Source organism: Rhodococcus sp. USK13 (assembly GCF_018343855.1).
GTDB classification, from domain to species: Bacteria; Actinomycetota; Actinomycetes; order Mycobacteriales; family Mycobacteriaceae; genus Rhodococcus_F; species Rhodococcus_F oxybenzonivorans.
The window spans coordinates 1,943,525-1,960,426 of record NZ_CP069242.1 but is presented as its reverse complement, the minus strand read 5'-3'; the positions used below and the strand labels follow the sequence as shown (position 1 = coordinate 1,960,426).

At 66.9% G+C, this 16,902-nt stretch carries 15 protein-coding genes; 8 read left to right on the top strand and 7 right to left on the bottom strand.

Translation table 11 applies throughout. From position 1 onward, the window contains the following. The first annotated feature begins 149 nt into the window (after window positions 1–149). The 3 genes from JQT59_RS11910 (at window position 150) to JQT59_RS11900 (ending at window position 3,095) form a co-directional block, all read left to right on the top strand. Window positions 150–848 (top strand): TetR family transcriptional regulator, encoded by a 699-nt coding sequence (locus JQT59_RS11910; RefSeq protein ID WP_213576311.1) that lies wholly within the window; start codon window positions 150–152, stop codon window positions 846–848. Window positions 849–1,010: 162 nt separating this feature from the next. Further along, on the top strand, window positions 1,011–2,171 hold the full coding sequence (locus JQT59_RS11905; RefSeq protein ID WP_109333462.1) for an acyl-CoA dehydrogenase: 1,161 nt from the start codon (window positions 1,011–1,013) through the stop codon (window positions 2,169–2,171). Window positions 2,172–2,246: 75 nt separating this feature from the next. After that, complete coding sequence (locus tag JQT59_RS11900; RefSeq protein ID WP_109333464.1) at window positions 2,247–3,095, top strand: 3-hydroxybutyryl-CoA dehydrogenase; 849 nt, start codon at window positions 2,247–2,249, stop codon at window positions 3,093–3,095. Here JQT59_RS11900 and ubiG read toward each other — a convergent pair. Then, window positions 3,092–3,916 carry a bifunctional 2-polyprenyl-6-hydroxyphenol methylase/3-demethylubiquinol 3-O-methyltransferase UbiG gene (gene ubiG, locus JQT59_RS11895; RefSeq protein ID WP_249354352.1) on the bottom strand — a complete coding sequence of 275 codons (825 nt, stop codon included), beginning with the start codon at window positions 3,914–3,916 and terminating at the stop codon, window positions 3,092–3,094. The two genes, JQT59_RS11900 and ubiG, sit on opposite strands and share 4 nt — an antisense overlap. Here ubiG and JQT59_RS11890 point away from each other — a divergent pair. The 4 genes from JQT59_RS11890 (at window position 3,909) to JQT59_RS11875 (ending at window position 8,536) form a co-directional block, all read left to right on the top strand. Continuing rightward, a complete protein-coding gene (locus tag JQT59_RS11890; protein ID WP_249354350.1) occupies window positions 3,909–5,279 on the top strand; it encodes a hypothetical protein in 1,371 nt (456 codons plus the stop codon). The genes ubiG and JQT59_RS11890 overlap by 8 nt on opposite strands. 17 nt (window positions 5,280–5,296) lie before the next feature. Beyond that, complete coding sequence (locus JQT59_RS11885; protein ID WP_213576308.1) at window positions 5,297–6,556, top strand: serine hydrolase domain-containing protein; 1,260 nt, start codon at window positions 5,297–5,299, stop codon at window positions 6,554–6,556. A gap of 1 nt (window position 6,557) precedes the next feature. Beyond that, window positions 6,558–8,027, top strand: coding sequence for an MFS transporter (locus tag JQT59_RS11880; protein ID WP_213576307.1), 1,470 nt, complete (start codon window positions 6,558–6,560; stop codon window positions 8,025–8,027). 65 nt (window positions 8,028–8,092) lie between these two features. Continuing rightward, the gene (locus JQT59_RS11875; RefSeq protein ID WP_213576306.1) at window positions 8,093–8,536 is read left to right on the top strand and encodes an RNA-binding S4 domain-containing protein; all 444 of its coding nucleotides are present in this window, start codon (window positions 8,093–8,095) and stop codon (window positions 8,534–8,536) included. On the opposite strand, the gene JQT59_RS11870 is transcribed toward JQT59_RS11875, so the two are convergent. The 4 genes from JQT59_RS11870 to JQT59_RS11855 all read right to left on the bottom strand — a co-directional run bounded on the left by JQT59_RS11870 (window position 8,507) and on the right by JQT59_RS11855 (window position 13,411). Further along, window positions 8,507–9,421, bottom strand: coding sequence for a diacylglycerol kinase (locus tag JQT59_RS11870; protein WP_213576305.1), 915 nt, complete (start codon window positions 9,419–9,421; stop codon window positions 8,507–8,509). The genes JQT59_RS11875 and JQT59_RS11870 overlap by 30 nt on opposite strands. Continuing rightward, complete coding sequence (locus JQT59_RS11865) at window positions 9,418–10,998, bottom strand: FAD-binding oxidoreductase (protein WP_213577656.1); 1,581 nt, start codon at window positions 10,996–10,998, stop codon at window positions 9,418–9,420. The genes JQT59_RS11870 and JQT59_RS11865 overlap by 4 nt, the downstream gene beginning before the upstream one ends. A gap of 89 nt (window positions 10,999–11,087) precedes the next feature. Then, on the bottom strand, window positions 11,088–12,356 hold the full coding sequence (locus tag JQT59_RS11860; RefSeq protein ID WP_213576304.1) for an MFS transporter: 1,269 nt from the start codon (window positions 12,354–12,356) through the stop codon (window positions 11,088–11,090). A 44-nt stretch (window positions 12,357–12,400) separates the two neighbouring features. Further along, window positions 12,401–13,411 (bottom strand): aldo/keto reductase, encoded by a 1,011-nt coding sequence (locus tag JQT59_RS11855; protein ID WP_397517772.1) that lies wholly within the window; start codon window positions 13,409–13,411, stop codon window positions 12,401–12,403. A 125-nt stretch (window positions 13,412–13,536) separates the two neighbouring features. On the opposite strand from JQT59_RS11855, the gene ilvD reads away from it, so the two are divergent. Beyond that, a complete protein-coding gene (ilvD, locus tag JQT59_RS11850) occupies window positions 13,537–15,231 on the top strand; it encodes a dihydroxy-acid dehydratase (protein WP_159923954.1) in 1,695 nt (564 codons plus the stop codon). Between the two features lie 68 nt (window positions 15,232–15,299). Here ilvD and JQT59_RS11845 read toward each other — a convergent pair whose 3' ends face one another. Together JQT59_RS11845 and JQT59_RS11840 are read right to left on the bottom strand one after the other, a co-directional pair. After that, window positions 15,300–15,953 (bottom strand): S1 family peptidase, encoded by a 654-nt coding sequence (locus tag JQT59_RS11845; protein ID WP_213576302.1) that lies wholly within the window; start codon window positions 15,951–15,953, stop codon window positions 15,300–15,302. Window positions 15,954–16,123: 170 nt separating this feature from the next. Next, a complete protein-coding gene (locus JQT59_RS11840) occupies window positions 16,124–16,834 on the bottom strand; it encodes a DUF6319 family protein (protein ID WP_213576301.1) in 711 nt (236 codons plus the stop codon). Window positions 16,835–16,902: the final 68 nt, after the last annotated feature.

Here is a 16,902-nt window from a genome sequence, read left to right as displayed (position 1 = left end):
CGGAATGGGTACCTCACGTAGTCCAGGGCACACTCGAACTCGACCTCGCCCCGCCCTCACCAGGACGGACACACTATTTACGAGTATCCGCCCCGCGGAGCACCGGCGTCCAGGAAACGGCAGGTTCGGCACCGATGGATACTGAGGCCATGCCCGAGCGACTCGACACCCCAGGGATCGATGCGGCGGACTTCCGGGTCCATGTCGTCACCCAGGCCATTCGTCTCTTCGCCGAGAACGGCTACGAGGCCACGACCGTCGAGCAGATCGCGACGGCCGCGGGCGTGTCCCGCCGCACCTTCTTCCGTCAGTTCCGCTCCAAGGAAGACGTGATCTTCGCCGACCACGAATCGTTGCTCCAGCAGGCGGGCGACTACCTGACGTCGGAATCCGACGACCCGTGGGCGGCGGTCTGCAGCACCGCCTGCCTGGTGTTCGACCGGTTTCAGGAGAACCGGGAACTGTCCGAGCGCCGGTACCGGGTGGTGCAGCGCGTCCCGGCGCTGCGCGACCGTGAGATCGTGACCGGCGTGCGGTACGAGCGACTGTTCGTCGACTACCTCCGGAACGTGGTCCCTACCGAGCCGGTGTTGAAGGTGATCGGGTTCGCGGCCGCCGTCACCGCGTGCCACAACCATCTCCTGCGGAACATGATCAAGGGTGATCCGGCGGCCACCGCCGATGCGCTGGAGCGCGCCCTGCTCGACGTTCGGCGGACGTTCGGGGTCGCCGCGGGCGCGCCGTCGCGGGAACAGAATGCGGTGGTTGTCGTGTCGTATCCGCCGGGGACCCCGGTGGACACAATTACGGATGGCATCGCGGCGCAGTTGTCGCAGCGTCATCCCTGAGGTGCCCGTCACTCTTGACTGGCACTCAGTGCCGTGGTTGACTGCACAGTACTAGCAGTACTATGCCCGACGACGAACATTGTGGCACGCGTGGCCGAAGGTAGCCCTGGCACGGAGTGCCGCTCGAGTTCGATGCCGTTGCAATCGACAAGGAGCGCCAACATGGCCGGAAATCCGGACTTCGATCTGTTCAAGCTCGCAGAAGAGCACGACGAACTGCGGTCCGCGATCCGCGCGCTCTCCGAGAAGGAGATCGCGCCATACGCGAAGGAAGTGGACGAGGACTCGCGGTTCCCCGAGGAAGCGCTCACCGCTCTCGTGAACTCGGGATTCAACGCCATTCACGTTCCGGAGCAGTACGACGGCCAGGGCGCCGACTCGGTCGCCACCTGCATCGTGATCGAAGAGGTCGCCCGCGTCTGCGGCTCCTCCTCCCTGATTCCTGCAGTGAACAAACTGGGCACCATGGGCCTGATCCTCAACGGCTCCGAGGAACTCAAGCAGCAGGTGCTGCCGCAGCTGGCTTCCGGTGAGGCGATGGCCTCGTACGCCCTCTCCGAGCGCGAAGCCGGGTCGGACGCGGCGAGCATGCGCACCCGCGCGAAGCAGGAGGGTGACGACTGGATCCTCAACGGGTCCAAGTGCTGGATCACCAACGGCGGCAAGTCGAGCTGGTACACCGTCATGGCCGTCACCGACGCCGACAAGGGTGCCAACGGCATCTCCGCGTTCATGGTGCACAAGGACGACGAGGGCTTCGTCGTCGGCCCCAAGGAGAAGAAGCTCGGCATCAAGGGCTCACCCACCGCGGAGCTGTACTTCGAGAACTGCAAGATCCCCGGAGACCGCATCATCGGCGAGCCCGGCACCGGCTTCAAGACGGCGCTGCAGACCCTCGACCACACCCGGCCGACCATCGGCGCGCAGGCCGTCGGCCTCGCGCAGGGCGCTCTCGACGCGGCGATCGCGTACACCAAGGACCGCAAACAGTTCGGCAAGTCGATCAGCGACTTCCAGGCCGTGCAGTTCATGCTCGCTGACATGGCGATGAAGGTCGAGGCCGCGCGCCTCATGGTGTACACCTCCGCCGCCCGCGCGGAGCGTGGCGAGAAGAACCTCGGTTTCATCTCCGCCGCCGCCAAGTGCTTTGCGTCGGACGTCGCCATGGAGGTCACCACGGACGCAGTCCAGCTGTTCGGTGGAGCCGGCTACACCACGGACTTCCCTGTCGAACGCATGATGCGGGATGCGAAGATCACCCAGATTTACGAAGGCACCAACCAGATCCAGCGCGTCGTCATGTCGCGTGCCCTGTTGAAGTAGGCGGCTACGCCGCCCGTGAGTGGTTAGCGAGTCTCTGGACTCGCTAACCACTCACGGGCATGACTAAGGAGAATCGTGGAACTAGTAGGAGTGATCGGCGGTGGCACCATGGGCGCCGGCATCGCCGAGGTATGTATCAAGGCCGGTAGTTCGGTGCTGATCCTCGAAACCAAGCAGGAGTACGCCGAGGCCGCGCAGGGCCGGATCGAGAAATCGCTGGCCCGAGCGGTGAAGGCAGGCAAGCTCGACCAGGACGCCGCGGACGCCGCCCTCGCCCGCGTACGCGTCACCCTCGACATCGACGACTTCGCGGACCGCGACCTCGTGATCGAGGCCGCACCGGAGATCGAGTCGCTCAAGGTCGACATCTTCCAGAAGCTCGACAAGATCGTGAAGCCGTCCGGCATCCTGGCGTCGAACACGTCGTCCATTCCGCTGATCAAGATGGCCAATGCCACTCAGCGCCCCGGACAGGTCGTCGGTATCCACTTCTTCAACCCGGTTCCGGTGATGCCGCTGGTCGAGATCGTGGTCAGCCTGGTCACCTCCGAGGAGACCGTCACCGTAGTCACCGACTACGTCAAGAACACCCTGCGCAAGAAGACGGTGCGTGCCGGCGACCGCGCGGGATTCATCGTCAATGCACTCCTCATCCCGTACCTCACGTCAGCGGTCCGCATGCTCGAGTCGGGCTACGCCACCGCCGAGGACATCGACGAGGCGATGAAGGGCGGCTGCGGCTACCCGATGGGTCCGCTGACCCTCATCGACACCGTCGGCCTCGACATCACGCTGGCCGCGGCGGAGTCGCTGTATGCCGAGTTCGCCGAGCCCCACTACGCCCCGCCGACGCTGCTCAAGCGCAAGGTCGATGCGGGACACCTGGGCAAGAAGAGCGGCAAGGGTTTCTACGACTACAGCTAGTTCCGCGTCTGCGGGAGCCCGTCGCGACGTCGCGGCGGGCTTTCGCCGTTCTTGACCGCGTACCCCATGTAGGAGATGGCGGTGCTGCGCACCTGCCCGAAGTCGAGTCGGCGGCTCAGCTCTCCGTAGGTCAGTGTTCGCCCGCCTGCCCGGGCGAGGTCGAGGAGGCGCAGTGGATTTTTCGACCGCGGCCCGAGTCCGACGATCTCTCCGAGTCGCAGCCCGTGCCGCTCCATCACGGATTCCAATTCCTGCGGCCGCACGCACATGGACCAGTCGTGGATGGGTGTATCGAACATTCTGGTCATACGCCATTCCTGCATGATCTTGATGGCAACCAGTTTGCTGACGAAGGTCCGGTTGATGGTGTCGAACAGGTACAGGCCACCCGGCTTCAGCGCCCTGGCCGTCTCGGCGATCACGCCGTCGAGATCGGAGACGTGTTCGAGGACATCGCAGCAGTAGACGACGTCGAACGAGGCGTCGGGCACCGGCAATTTCTCCCCGGCACCGATGCGGTACTCGATGTCCAGGGCGGCGTCGGTGGCGTGCCTGCGCGCCGTAGCGATCGACACCTCCGAGGGGTCGACCCCGACCACCCGGAAACCGATGTGGGTGAACTCCTCGGCGAGGAATCCGCCGCCGGAGCCGACGTCGAGCGCGCAGAGGCCGCGATAGTCGGACCCCAGATGCTCGGTGAGCACCGTGCGGAAGTATGCGAAACGTCCCGGTGTGAGGCTGCCGTGCAGCATGTTCAGTGGGTTGTCCTCCTCCCACCACGACTCGCCTCGACGGTTGTAGACGTCGTTGTCGATGACCACGGACCACCTTCCCGACCCAGGACGCACGAAGACACGGTCCACCCTTCCCCTGCGCGTCGATCTCTTCAACCCGGCGGGTGTGCGCGATGCTCGTTCCATGACAATCCGGGCCGCACACGTCGGCATGGTGCTGGGTGGGTTCGCCGTCGGCGTGGCGTCGACCTCGCCGATGCCCACCGAATACGCGTTCGTGATCGTGGGCTCCCACGACGGGACGCTGTACACCAGCGGCGTCGTCGGCGCAGTCCTCGGCGCGCTCGTCGCCGTGGTGGTGGCTGCACGCCTGCGCGCCCGACTCGGCCTGGCGATGTCGGCAGTGTCCGGCCTGACGCTTCTGGCGATCGGCCCGGTGGTCGGGTCTTCACCGGTCGTGCTGTACACCAACGGGATCGGTGTGGGACTTCTGCTGGGCGGATTGGCGGGTCTGTCCGGCGCGAGCGACCGCGCCCGACTCCAGACCGCCCTCGCGGCGGGCGTGGTCGGCGGGTTGCTCCTGGCGGGACCACTCGACCAGTACCGGCACTCCACCGCTGTGCCCACGAGGTATGCGGACTACCTACTCGAGCCGCCGCACAACACGGATCTGCTCGCCCTGGCGTTCCTCGCCGTGACCGCGATCGTGGTCATGGTCGCGCTGCAGTCCGGCGACTTCGACGTGTCGTCGGAGTCCTCGCCCGACCGCCCCACCAGGCCGCTGGTGGTCGGATTGGTCCTGCCGGTGCTCGGACTGCTCCTGTACTGGCAGCTCGTCCGGGCGATCGATGCGCTGGGTACCGGCCCCGCAGTGCAGGATCGGTGGATACTCGGGGTCGCTCTGGTTCCGGTCGTCATCGCCGCGGCAGTGTGGTTGGAGAACCGCACCGGAACAGTGCTTCTCGCGGCGACGGCGTTCATCGCGGCGAGTGAGGGCGCGCAGACGGCCTGGTTCACGGATTCGTGGCTGTGGTTACTCGTTCCCGCCGCACTGGTGGCGCTCGGCGCGGCACTCGGCCGGATACTGCCCCAACCCCTGTTCGGCATCGCGGCGCTCGCGCTCGTGGCGGTGTCGGCGGTCTTCGACACGGCGCCCTGGGACAATCTGCACACCGGTGCCGTGGTGCTTCTGCTGCCGGCCGCCGCCGCGTTCACCCTGACGGCGAGCCTGCCGTCGAGCGCCCCCGTGGTGACCACGTCGCTGGCTGGACCGGCGGCGTTCGCGATTCCCCTGACAGCCGATTTCGGTTGGACCGCGTATGCGCCCCTGAAGGGAGGCGATTCCGCGTTCGAACCGAGCGCGTGGGACGGAATGTCGACCGCGGCTCCGGTGGTCGCGGTGGTGGCGTGCGGGCTGACGATCGCCTATCTCCAGCGCCGACCGGCCTGATAGTGCCAAGCTGGTTCATGGCACTTCATCGGCGGGCTTTCCTGTTGGCGTGCGTCCTGGCTCTGGGAGCTGCGTGCACGACCACCGATCCGGCGTCGGGCCCGGCCACCTCAGCGAGCGCAGCCGCGTCCGGAACGGAATCCGCAGATCCGGCGCAGGCGGCCGGGGTGATGACGCTCGTGCGCGACGCGATGGCGCAGGCCCACCTGCGGGCGGTGATCGTTCGTGTCACGGTGGACGGCAAGGAAATCGTCACCGAGGCCGTCGGCGAGTCGATGACGGGAGTGCCGGCCACCACCGACATGCACTTCCGCAACGGCGCGGTAGCCATCTCGTACGTGTCCACGCTGCTGCTCCAACTCGTCGACGAGAAAAAGGTGAGCCTCGACGACAAGGTGTCGACGTGGCTGCCCGACATTCCCCATACCGACCGCGTGACGCTCCGTCAGCTCGCCCAGATGACCTCGGGCTACGTCGATTACGTGCTCGGCAACACCGACTTCGACAAGGCGATCTACGCCGACCCCTTCCATAATTGGACCCCAGAAGAACTCCTGGCCTACTCCACCTCCAAGCCACTGCTCTACGAGCCCGGAACCAACTGGAACTACGCCCACACCAATTACGTCATTCTCGGGTTGGCGCTCGAGAAGATCACCGGTCAGCCGATGACGACGCTCATGCAGGACAAGGTGCTCGGACCACTCGGCCTGGACAACACCACGGATCCGGGGACGGCGGCGATCACCGAACCGGTCCTGCACGCGTTCTCGTCCGAGCGACGGGAGGCACTGCAGATTTCACCCGGCACCTCGTTCTACGAGGAATCGACATTCTGGAACCCGTCGTGGACGATCACCCACGGCGCCATCCAGACCTCGAACATCTACGACCTCCACGACACTGCGATAGCAGTCGGCACAGGCACACTCCTCTCCCGCGAGTCGTACGAGGCCATGACCTCGACGGACCTGCGGGGCAAGACGACGACCCTGCCCGGCTGCCCCACGTGCTTCCCGCAATCGGACGACTACACCTACGGGCTCGGGCAGCCCATCGTCGGCAACTGGTTGATGCAGAATCCCCTCTTCAGCGGATACGCGGCGGCCGAGGCGTACTTGCCGTCGAAGAAGATCGCGATCGCCGTGGCCGTCACCTACGACCAAGCCGCGTTCGACGACACCGGTGCGTACAAGAACGAGGCCGATATTCTGTTCCGGAAAATCGGCGCGTATCTCGCTCCCGACGACGCTCCGGGCATTCCGGCCGGAGCCTGACATGGCGGCGGCTCTCCGATTGAACACACGACAGGGCCGTTGGGTTGTCGTCGCCACCGTCCTCGGCTCCGGCCTTGCCCTTCTGGACGGCACGGTGGTGAATATCGCGTTGCCGCACATCGGCGAGGATCTCGGGTCGGGTGTCGAGGGTTTGCAGTGGACCCTCAGTGGTTACACCCTGGCGTTGGCGTCCCTGATTCTGCTGGGTGGGGCTCTCGGCGACCGCTGGGGCCGCAGACGTGTCTTCGTCTGGGGGACAGTATGGTTCACCGTGGCGTCGGTGCTGTGCGGCCTCGCGCCCGACATCACCTTCCTGGTGGTCGCCCGCATTCTTCAGGGAATCGGAGCCGCGCTGTTGACTCCGGGAAGTCTCGCCTTGATTTCGGCGTCCCTGCACGAGGACGACCGCGGTGCGGCGATCGGACTGTGGTCCGGACTCGGCGGGGTGGCCGGGGCGATCGGGCCGTTGCTCGGCGGGTGGCTGGTGGAAGTGGCGGGGTGGCGATCCGTTTTCTTCCTGAACGTTCCCCTGGCCGCCGTGGTCATCTGGGCGTCTATTCGCCACATACCCGAAAGCCGCGACCCTCATCCGCCGGATCATCTGGATGTCCTCGGGTCGGCGTTCGCGGTGCTCGGGCTGGGCGCCCTCACCTACGGGCTGATCGAAATGAATCCGATCGCCGGTGTGGGCGGGGCCGTGGCGCTCACCGCGTTCGTCGTGGTGGAACGCCGATCCCCCGATGCCCTCGTGCCGCCCGCGCTTTTCAGGTCCCGCATGTTCGTGGCAGCGAACCTGGTGACTTTCGCCGTATACGCGGCTATCGGTGGGGTTTTCTTCCTGTTGGTGATGCAGCTTCAGCTGGTGGCGGGTTATTCGCCGGTTGCCGCCGGCCTTGCCACCATGCCGATCACCCTCGCAATGCTGGCCCTCTCCTCCCGCGCCGGTCGCTATTCGCAGAAGCACGGTCCCCGACTGCCGATGACGGTCGGCCCCGCGCTCGCGGCCATTGGCCTACTCCTCATGACACGGATCGGGTCCGAGGCGTCGTACTGGTCCGACGTCCTGCCCGGCGTGATCGTGTTCGGACTCGGACTGTCGGCCATCGTCGCCCCGCTGACCACCGCGGTTCTCGGGTCGGTTCCCGTCGAACAGGCAGGTATCGCGTCCGGGGTCAACAACGCCGTGGCGCGCACCAGCCAGCTACTCGCCGTGGCCGCGCTGCCTGGCCTCGCCGGGATCGACGCTGCCAGCCTGGCCGAACCCGACAGCTTCTCGCAGGGCTTCCGGATCGCGATGTACCTGTGCGTCGCCATGCTCGTCGTCGGCGCGATCATCGCAGCCGCCCTCATTCGCACGCCGGCGGCGCCGGCACAGGTTCCCCCAGATTCCGTTGCCTGCCAACCACATTGCGACGTCACCGGCCCCGCGGTACAACCGACCAGTGTCCGGTCCGGTACTGGTCCGGAATGACCCGCAGTCCGGCCTTGCCCTGCGCTCGCTGGCACCGGTTGTGGAATGAGGGCCTCCGCTTATCGATGTCCGACCTCTCGTATTCTGTTCGCGTGGTGATTTCCGGTACCGACCCCGCGACCGTGCGCGTCGACAGCTGGACCTGGGCGGTCCGGCTGTTCAAGACGCGCTCGGCGGCAGCTGCGGCGTGCCGGTCGGGGCACGTGCGGGTCAACGGCTCCCCGGCCAAGCCTGCGCAGCCGGTGAAGGTGGGCGACGAGGTCCGTATTCGCGCCGCCGGAACCGAGCGCATCGTGGAAGTGACCCGCCCCATCGCCAAGCGAGTCGGTGCTGTCATCGCCGCGGAGTGCTACACCGACAACACACCGCCACCTCCTCCTCTCGAGGTTCTCGCCTCTCTTCCCCGACGCGACCGCGGGGCCGGCCGGCCGACCAAACGCGAACGTCGGGAGATGGATCGGCTCCGTGGGATGACGGACTCAGACCGGGGTGTGGCTGAGGATGTGTAGCGCGCCGGGCACGGCCTCGATCGTTACCGGGAGCGGACCGACGCGGTCACCGTCCGCGTAGGCCGTGATGCCGTCGCACCGCAACCGCACCGTCCGCGAACGGTAGGTCTGCACTTCGGGAAGATCGACATGGGTGCCCTTGTAGACCCTGGGGAACAACCGGACCAGTCGCGCCCGTGATCCGTATCCCACCACGGTGACGTCGAGAAGGCCGTCGGCCTTGTTCGCTCGGGGGCAGATCTGCATTCCACCGCCGTAGGATCGGCCGTTGCCCACCGCAACCAACGTGGCGTCCACCTGCACGGTGGCGTCGTCCAGTTCGATCGAATAGTCTAGGGGACGAAGCCGCGTGAGCTCCGCCAGCATGGCCAGGTTGTACCGCATCGGCCCCTTGGGCCACGTCATCCGATTGGCCCGATCGGTGACGAGCGAATCGAAACCGCTCGCCACCACCGTGCCCGCCCAGACGACCGCCCCATCCGTGAGCGTGATCCGGGCGAGATCCGACTCCTGGACCTCACCGTCCGCGATCACATCGGCCGCCGCGACCGGATCGCCGACGGGAACCCCGAACTCGCGCGCATGATCGTTTCCGGTACCTGCGGGGATCAGTCCGATCGGTGTTCCCGACCGGGCCGCGGCCTGCAAGCCGATGCTGATCGCACCGTCCCCACCGACGACGACCAGCGCATCGGTGCCGTCATCGATAGCCCGGCGGGCGAGCGTGCGCGCATGCTCGGCGTCGGTCCCGATGATCTCGGTGACCGTCACACCGCGTTCACGCAGCCGCGCCACGCCCTTACGTCCGGCAACCGGGGCGTGGCCGTGCCCGGCCAGCGGGTTGATCAGGACCGTGACCCGCTCGACGGTCTTCGTCGTGCTCACGGAATCAACTTCCCGGGGTTGAGGATTCCGGCCGGGTCCACGGCATCCTTGATCGCCCGCAGGATGGTGACCCCGAGGTCGCCGATCTCCTTCCGCATCCACGGGCGGTGGTCGACGCCGACCGCGTGGTGATGCGTGATGGTCCCGCCGGCGGCGACGATCGCGTCACCCGCAGCGGTCTTCGCTTGTCGCCATTGTTCGAGTGGGTCCGCCGCCTGAGCGCAGACCACGGTGAAGTACAACGAGGCCCCCGTCGGATACGTGTGGGAGATGTGACACAGGACGAGCGGTGGAGTGCCCTGCTCGGACAGCGCCGAGGTGAGCGCCGTCGTGACCGCAGCACGGAGCGCGGCGAGATTGCCCCAGTGCGTGGAGGTTTCGAGGGTTTCGCAAAGTGCACCGGCGTCGAGCAGGGAGTCGCGTAGATACGGTGCATCGAAACGTCCGTGCTCCCAGCTGTTCCCGGGATCCGCCCCCAATGACGTGCCACCGTGCGCCCGCAGCACCGCGCGAGCCTCGGCTACCCGCTCGGCGGTGTGCGCGGCGGTGCCTTCGAACGTGGTGATCGCCAGGCAGCCACCGGCGACGGCCTCGTCACCGATCTTGTCCGTGGTCGCCAGATTCACACCGGTTTCGGCCTCGTCCGACAGTCGCAGCACGGTGGGAACAGCACCTTCCTGCCGCAGGGCGCGCAGGGCGGCGGCGCCCGTCTCGAAGTCGGGGAAGTTCCAGCCCTCACGGACGGTCGACTCGGGAACGGCATGCACCCGCACGCGCACCCGGGTGATCACGCCGAGAGTTCCCTCCGAGCCGACGAACAACTCCCCCAGGTCCGGTCCCGCAGCGGACGCCGGCGCCCGACCCGTGTCGAGAATCCCGGCAGGAGTGACGACGCGCAGCCCCTCCACCATGTCCTCGAACCGCCCGTAGCCGGCGGACGCCTGCCCCGAGGACCGGGTCGCCGCGAAGCCGCCGATGGTGGCGAACCGGAAGCTCTGCGGGAAGTGCCCCAGCGACAAGCCGTGCACCCCCAACAGCTCTTCGGCATGCGGTCCCGTCACACCGGCGCCCAGTGTCGCGACACCGGACTCGGCATCGAGGTCGAGTAGGGTGTCGAACCTCCGCAGATCGAGCGACACGACGGCGGCGAATCGGTCGCGCACCGGATCGAGACCGCCCACGACGCTCGTGCCACCCCCGAACGGCACCACGGCGATCGCGTTGTCCGTGCAGTAGCGCAGCACTTCACCCACCTCGTCGTCGGTTCCCGGGGTGATCACTGCGTCTGGCGCATCCTGTGGTTCCGAGCTGCGACGACGCAGCAGGTCGAGAGTGCTTTTTCCGCCGGCACGCAGAAGGCGATCGGTGTGCGCGGTACTGCAGAACCGCTCCCCGACGATGGTCGCCAGGGCAGCCTGGTCCTTCTCGGACAGGGCGCTCGGCGCGAGGACGACGTCGTCCGGGTCCCGCTCCGGAGCCTCGGTGATCGACACCCCCAGCGCCTGCTGCAGCAGCGCTGTGATCCCGTCGGAGAGAACCTTCCGCTTCTCCGGCGCACCCCAGGCATCCCACTGCATCGGGGGTGCCGTCATGACGGCCTGATCATCCGATCGCTCATTGCTCATGCGTTATAGTGTTACACATCATGTAAGAGTGTAACTAGGCTTCAGCGTCGACCGCGCTCCCGCCACACCTGCCGGATGGGTCGCAACACCAGTCCCATCTGCCTGCGGGTCTTGCCGCGGGTCACCAGCACACCGATGATCGCGACCGCCCAGACCGGGTACTGCACCAGCCAGGCCACGCGGAACGCCGCGAACGAGTACCCGCCCATCGCGTCGAGGATCAGCCCCATCGCCTGAATGACCAGCAACGAAGCGAGGAAGCCGCCGATGTTGACCATCCCCTGTGCGGTACCCATGCTCGTGCTCGGGTTGAACATGCGGGCGTAGTCGAACCCGATCATCGAACCGGGACCGCCCACCGAGACCACCACCACGAGCAGGACCAGCATCCACATCGGCGCGGGCTCCGAAAGAGCGAGGACCGCCGTCCACATCGCGGCGTTGCTGATCATGATCGACAACACGAGGTATGACCGGCGCATGGGGAAACGTCCACTGAGGACGCCGATGATCGGTCCCGCGACGATCGCCGAGATCACCGACAGGGTGAGCAGCGAGCCCGCCTCCGCCGCTGATAGACCCTGCGCAGACCGCAGGTACGGCACCCCCCACAGCAGCGCGAACGTGGTCATCGAGAACTGCGTGCCCATGTGCGTGAAGAAACCGAGCCGAGTGCCGGGACGCGCCCACACGGTTCTGATCTGCCGCCCCACCTCCCGCAGTCCCGCGGGCGCGGCCACTACCTCGAGGCCGGGCGGCGAGTTCCGGATCACCGAGACGGCCAGCACGAACGACAGCAACCCCAGGGAGGCGGCGCTGCCGTAGGCGAAGTTCCATCCGGGACCGTTGAGCAACAGCATCAACGGCAATGCCGACAGGATCTGGCCGATCTGCCCGAAGATGCCGGTCAACTGGGACACCAGCGGGACGCGTCGCGGCGCAAACCATTGCGGCACCAGACGCAGCACCGAAATGAACGTCATCGCGTCGCCGATCCCGACGAGCACCCGCGCGGCAATGGCGATCGGCAGCGATTCGGTGACCGCGAGAAGCATCTGCGCCGACGCCATGATGAGGGCGCCGGCCGCGATCATGCGCCGCGAACCGTACCGGTCGAGGAGTACTCCCGCCGGAATCTGCATTCCCGCGTACACCACGATCTGCAGTACGACGAAGCCGGAGAGCACGCTCGGACTGATCGAAAACCGTTCGGTCGCAGCGAGACCCGAAACACCGAACGACGTGCGGTGGAGGACGGCGACGATATAGGCGATGACCCCGACACCCCACACCAACCACACTCTGCTCATCGCAGATCAAACTACTCCCCGGCGACCGTTACCCGCCGGTTGCGCTACTCCCGCCCGAAGGACACCCACTGGGGATCGGCCGAGCGGTGGCCGACGGTGAGATCGGCGAGCAGGTCGAGACGGGCGATCTGGTCGTCGGTGAGCGTCAGCGCGAGCGCACCGGCATTCTCGGTGACGCGGGCAGCGAACCGGGTCCCGGGAATGGACACCGTCGGCAGCCCGAATGCGCGTCCTTTCGCGTCGAGCCACGCCAACGACACCTGGGCGGGGGTCGCCTCGAGTTCGGCGGCCACCTCGCGAATCACATCGAGCACCTTCGAGTTCGCGGTCAGTGCGTCGTCACCGAAGCGCGGGAAGCGCCGGCGCAGGTCGTGCTCGCCCAGGGCGGTCGGGTCGTAGGTGCCGGTGAGGAAGCCGCGCCCGACCGGCGAGTACGGGACGAATCCGATGCCGAGCTCTGCCGCTGCAGGGACGACGTGCCGTTCCACGTCGCGGCTCCAGATGCTCCACTCGCTCTGGATCGCGGCGATAGGGTGCACTCCCGACGCTCGCCGCAGTTCGTCCCCGGTGGCCTCGGACAGTCCGATGTGCCGGACCTTGCCTGCGGCGACCTGTTCGGCGATAGCCCCGACGGTCTCCTCGATCGGCACGGTCGGGTCGACGCGGTGCAGGTAGTAGAGGTCGACGTGGTCGACACCGAGCCGGGCCAGCGAAGCCTCGAGCGCCTGCGCCACGTACTCGGGCTTGCCGTTGATGCCGCGCTGACCGTTGGCGATGTTGCCCACGAGACCGAACTTGGTGGCCAGTTGCACTTCGTCGCGGCGCTCCCTCAGGACCTCGCCCACCGCCACCTCACTGGCACCTCCGCCGTACACGTCGGCCGTATCGATGAACGTCACACCGATGTCGATTGCATGGTGCAGGGTCGCGAGGGCTTCACCGGGATCCACGGGTCCGTACACCGGGGCGACGGACATGGCGCCGTATCCCTGCGCACTCACGGTCAGCCCGTCGGACAGTTGCACGGTGGGGAGGGAGTTACTCATGCCGACCATCTTTACCGACTGCGTTGCACCGTGCACCCTCTGGGATCGGGCTGATCGATATGCGGGTCGGGTAGCTCCGGCCTGCCACCGGATTCGGGCGACCGGGCTGTCGGCGCACGCCTAGGCTGTGACTCATGACAATCTCGGATCCGAAACCCCGCAGCCGCGACGTCACCGACGGACTGGAGAAGACCGCAGCCCGCGGAATGCTCCGCGCGGTGGGCATGGGCGACGACGACTGGGGGAAATCGCAGATCGGCGTCGCATCGTCGTGGAACGAAATCACCCCCTGCAATCTCTCGCTCGACCGCCTCGCGAAGTCGGTGAAGGACGGGGTTCATTCCGGCGGTGGATACCCGCTCGAGTTCGGCACCATCTCCGTCTCCGACGGGATCTCCATGGGGCACGAAGGCATGCACTTCTCCTTGGTGTCGCGCGAGGTGATCGCCGACAGCGTCGAAACGGTCATGCAGGCCGAGCGCCTCGACGGTTCGGTCCTCCTCGCCGGGTGCGACAAATCGCTGCCCGGGATGCTGATGGCCGCCGCACGGCTCGACCTGGCCAGCGTCTTCCTCTACGCCGGTTCCATCCTGCCCGGTATCGCGAAACTGTCCGACGGCAGCGAACGACAGGTCACCATCATCGACGCGTTCGAAGCAGTCGGCGCCTGCTCCCGCGGACTGATGAGTCGGGAGGATGTCGACACCATCGAGCGCGCCATCTGTCCCGGCGAAGGTGCTTGCGGCGGAATGTATACCGCCAACACCATGGCCAGTGCCGCGGAAGCACTGGGTATGTCCCTTCCCGGCAGCGCCGCTCCCCCGGCGACGGACCGCCGCCGCGACGGCTTCGCCCGGCGCAGCGGCGAAGCGGTGGTCGAACTGCTTCGCCGGGGCATCACCACCAGCGACATCCTCACCAAAGAGGCATTCGAGAACGCGATCGCCGTCGTCATGGCGTTCGGTGGATCCACCAACGCCGTCCTGCACCTCCTCGCCATCGCTCACGAAGCCGGGGTCGAACTGACCCTCGACGACTTCAGTCGGGTCGGAGCGCGTGTCCCGCACCTGGCGGATGTCAAACCGTTCGGCTCGCACGTCATGACGGATGTCGACCACATCGGTGGTGTTCCCGTCGTCATGAAGGCACTCCTCGACGCCGGACTCCTCCACGGCGACTGCCTGACGGTCACCGGCAAGACCATGGCGGAGAACCTCGCGGACATCGCGCCTCCGGACCCGGACGGCAAGGTGCTCCGCGCGATGAGTTCACCGATCCACCCGACCGGTGGCATCACGATCCTGAAGGGGTCACTCGCACCCGGGGGTGCCGTGGTGAAGTCGGCGGGTTTCGACTCCGACGTGTTCACCGGCACTGCCCGCGTCTTCGACCGCGAGCGAGCCGCCATGGACGCCCTCGAGGACGGCACCATCACCAGTGGTGACGTGGTCGTCATCCGCTACGAGGGACCCAAGGGCGGTCCCGGAATGCGGGAGATGCTGGCCATCACCGCCGCGATCAAGGGCGCCGGCCTCGGCAAGGACGTGCTGCTCCTCACCGACGGCCGCTTCTCCGGCGGCACCACCGGCCTGTGCGTCGGCCACGTCGCACCCGAGGCAGTCGACGCCGGGCCCATCGCCTTCGTTCGCGACGGCGATCAGATTCGGCTCGATGTGGGCACCGGAACGCTGGACCTGCTCGTCGATGAAGACGAACTCACCGCTCGGAAGAACGGGTGGGAGCCGCTCCCGCCGCGCTATACGCGTGGCGTTCTGGCCAAGTACACCAAGCTGGTCGGCTCCGCTTCCGGCGGCGCTGTCTGCGGCTAGGCGCTCCGCGCCCGTGAGTGGTTGACGAGTCCAGAGACTCGTTAACCACTCACGAGCGCCAAAGGCGCCTAAATGGGCCGGAAGCCTGCGCCCGGACCGCCGCTCGCATTCATGTCGCCGACGATCACCGACATGTTGGTTCCGATCTCCGGGCCGATGCACGGGGCAGCCAGATACGCATTCACCATGGCAACGAGGGTGGTACCGACGACCAGCGGTGCACCGGAATCGCCCTCCACCACGCACGCCTGCGTCCACGTCTCCTGGGTTTGCATCAGGTCGCCGTACACGATTCCGCAGGTGTTGCCGGTGGTTCGTCCTTCCTTGCATGCGACCTGCGGGAAGCTGGCCGGGGCACCGATCTGGGTGATGGTGACATTGCCGACCCGGTTGACCGGCACCACCTTCCCCCGATCGAACTGGATCACCGCATAGTCGAGCGCCGGGTTCGACTTCACGAACGTGCCCACCACTCCGGTGTCCAACGCAGCTTCGGAGACCACGGTGGAACCGACATCACCACAATGGCCCGCCGTCACACCGACCAGGCGACCGCCGCTGTCATTCCCGATCGTGGTGAGCGTGCACACCAACTCGTCATTCACCACGATCCCCGACCCACCCCCGAGGACCGCCGGGGGCACGGCCGTCGCGATACCACTGCCTAGAAAACCCAGAATTCCCACCGTGGCTGCAACAACCGCCGCGAATCGTTTCAACATTGTTCGAACCTTCCCGGAAAATGAGCCCCGACGGCCGCGTGTCTCCCCATAAGAATCCCACCCCGCCCATTGCGCGCGTGGGGGAATGCGACGGAGAATCGCGGCCGCCAGCCAGCTCACTCCCCGGCGCCGAGCGCCACAGCTCACTCCCCGGCGCCGAGCGCCACAGCTCACTCCCCGGCGCCGAGCGCCTCCAGCGCCTTCCGGGCGTCCTCGAGTTGCCTGCTCAGCTCCTCGACCCGCGCCGCGGCGAGGTTGCGCGCCGCAACGATGATCGACTCGACGGCCTCGATCGCCGTCTCCTCGCCCAGTTCGCGCACGGCCCGCTCCACGGCCTCCGGCGAGACGGGGACGGCCTTACCCGGACGTTTGGCCCCGTGCGCGACGGTGACACTCCAGTCGTTGTCCGCTCCGGCGTGGATGGTGACGCTCACGCCGGCGGGGGCTTTCTTCGTTGTCCGTTTCGCGGGCGTCGCGGCGGGTTTCGGTGCGGCAGCGACGGGCTCGGTCGCCGACACGGTGCTCGGCGCCGGAGCCTTGGCGGCGGCGGGCGGACCGGGCTCGATCTCCTGGTGGACAACGGGCTTTGCGGGTGCGATCGCGGCTGCGGTCTTCGGAGCCGGAAGACGTTTCATCATGAGCTCCTCCGCTTCGAACGGAAGCTCGTCGTCGACACCCTTGGGCCGAATCATCACCGTATTACCCTGCACCGAAAGAGCTCTCGCCGACGCGCCTGCTTCGAGACGAAGACTCGGCATCGCCTCGCGGAGATACACGGTGGCGCGTCTGCCCTCCGCGATCGCGGCAGCGAGGGTCTCGAGATTCTCCGCTGTCAGGTGATCCGGTGTGGCGGCTGCACCGGAACGTCTACGGGGCGGCATGGCGCTGTCCTTTCTGGGGTGATCTCGCGAACGGGCTCGTGAGCCCAGCAACTCTCGCACACACCACC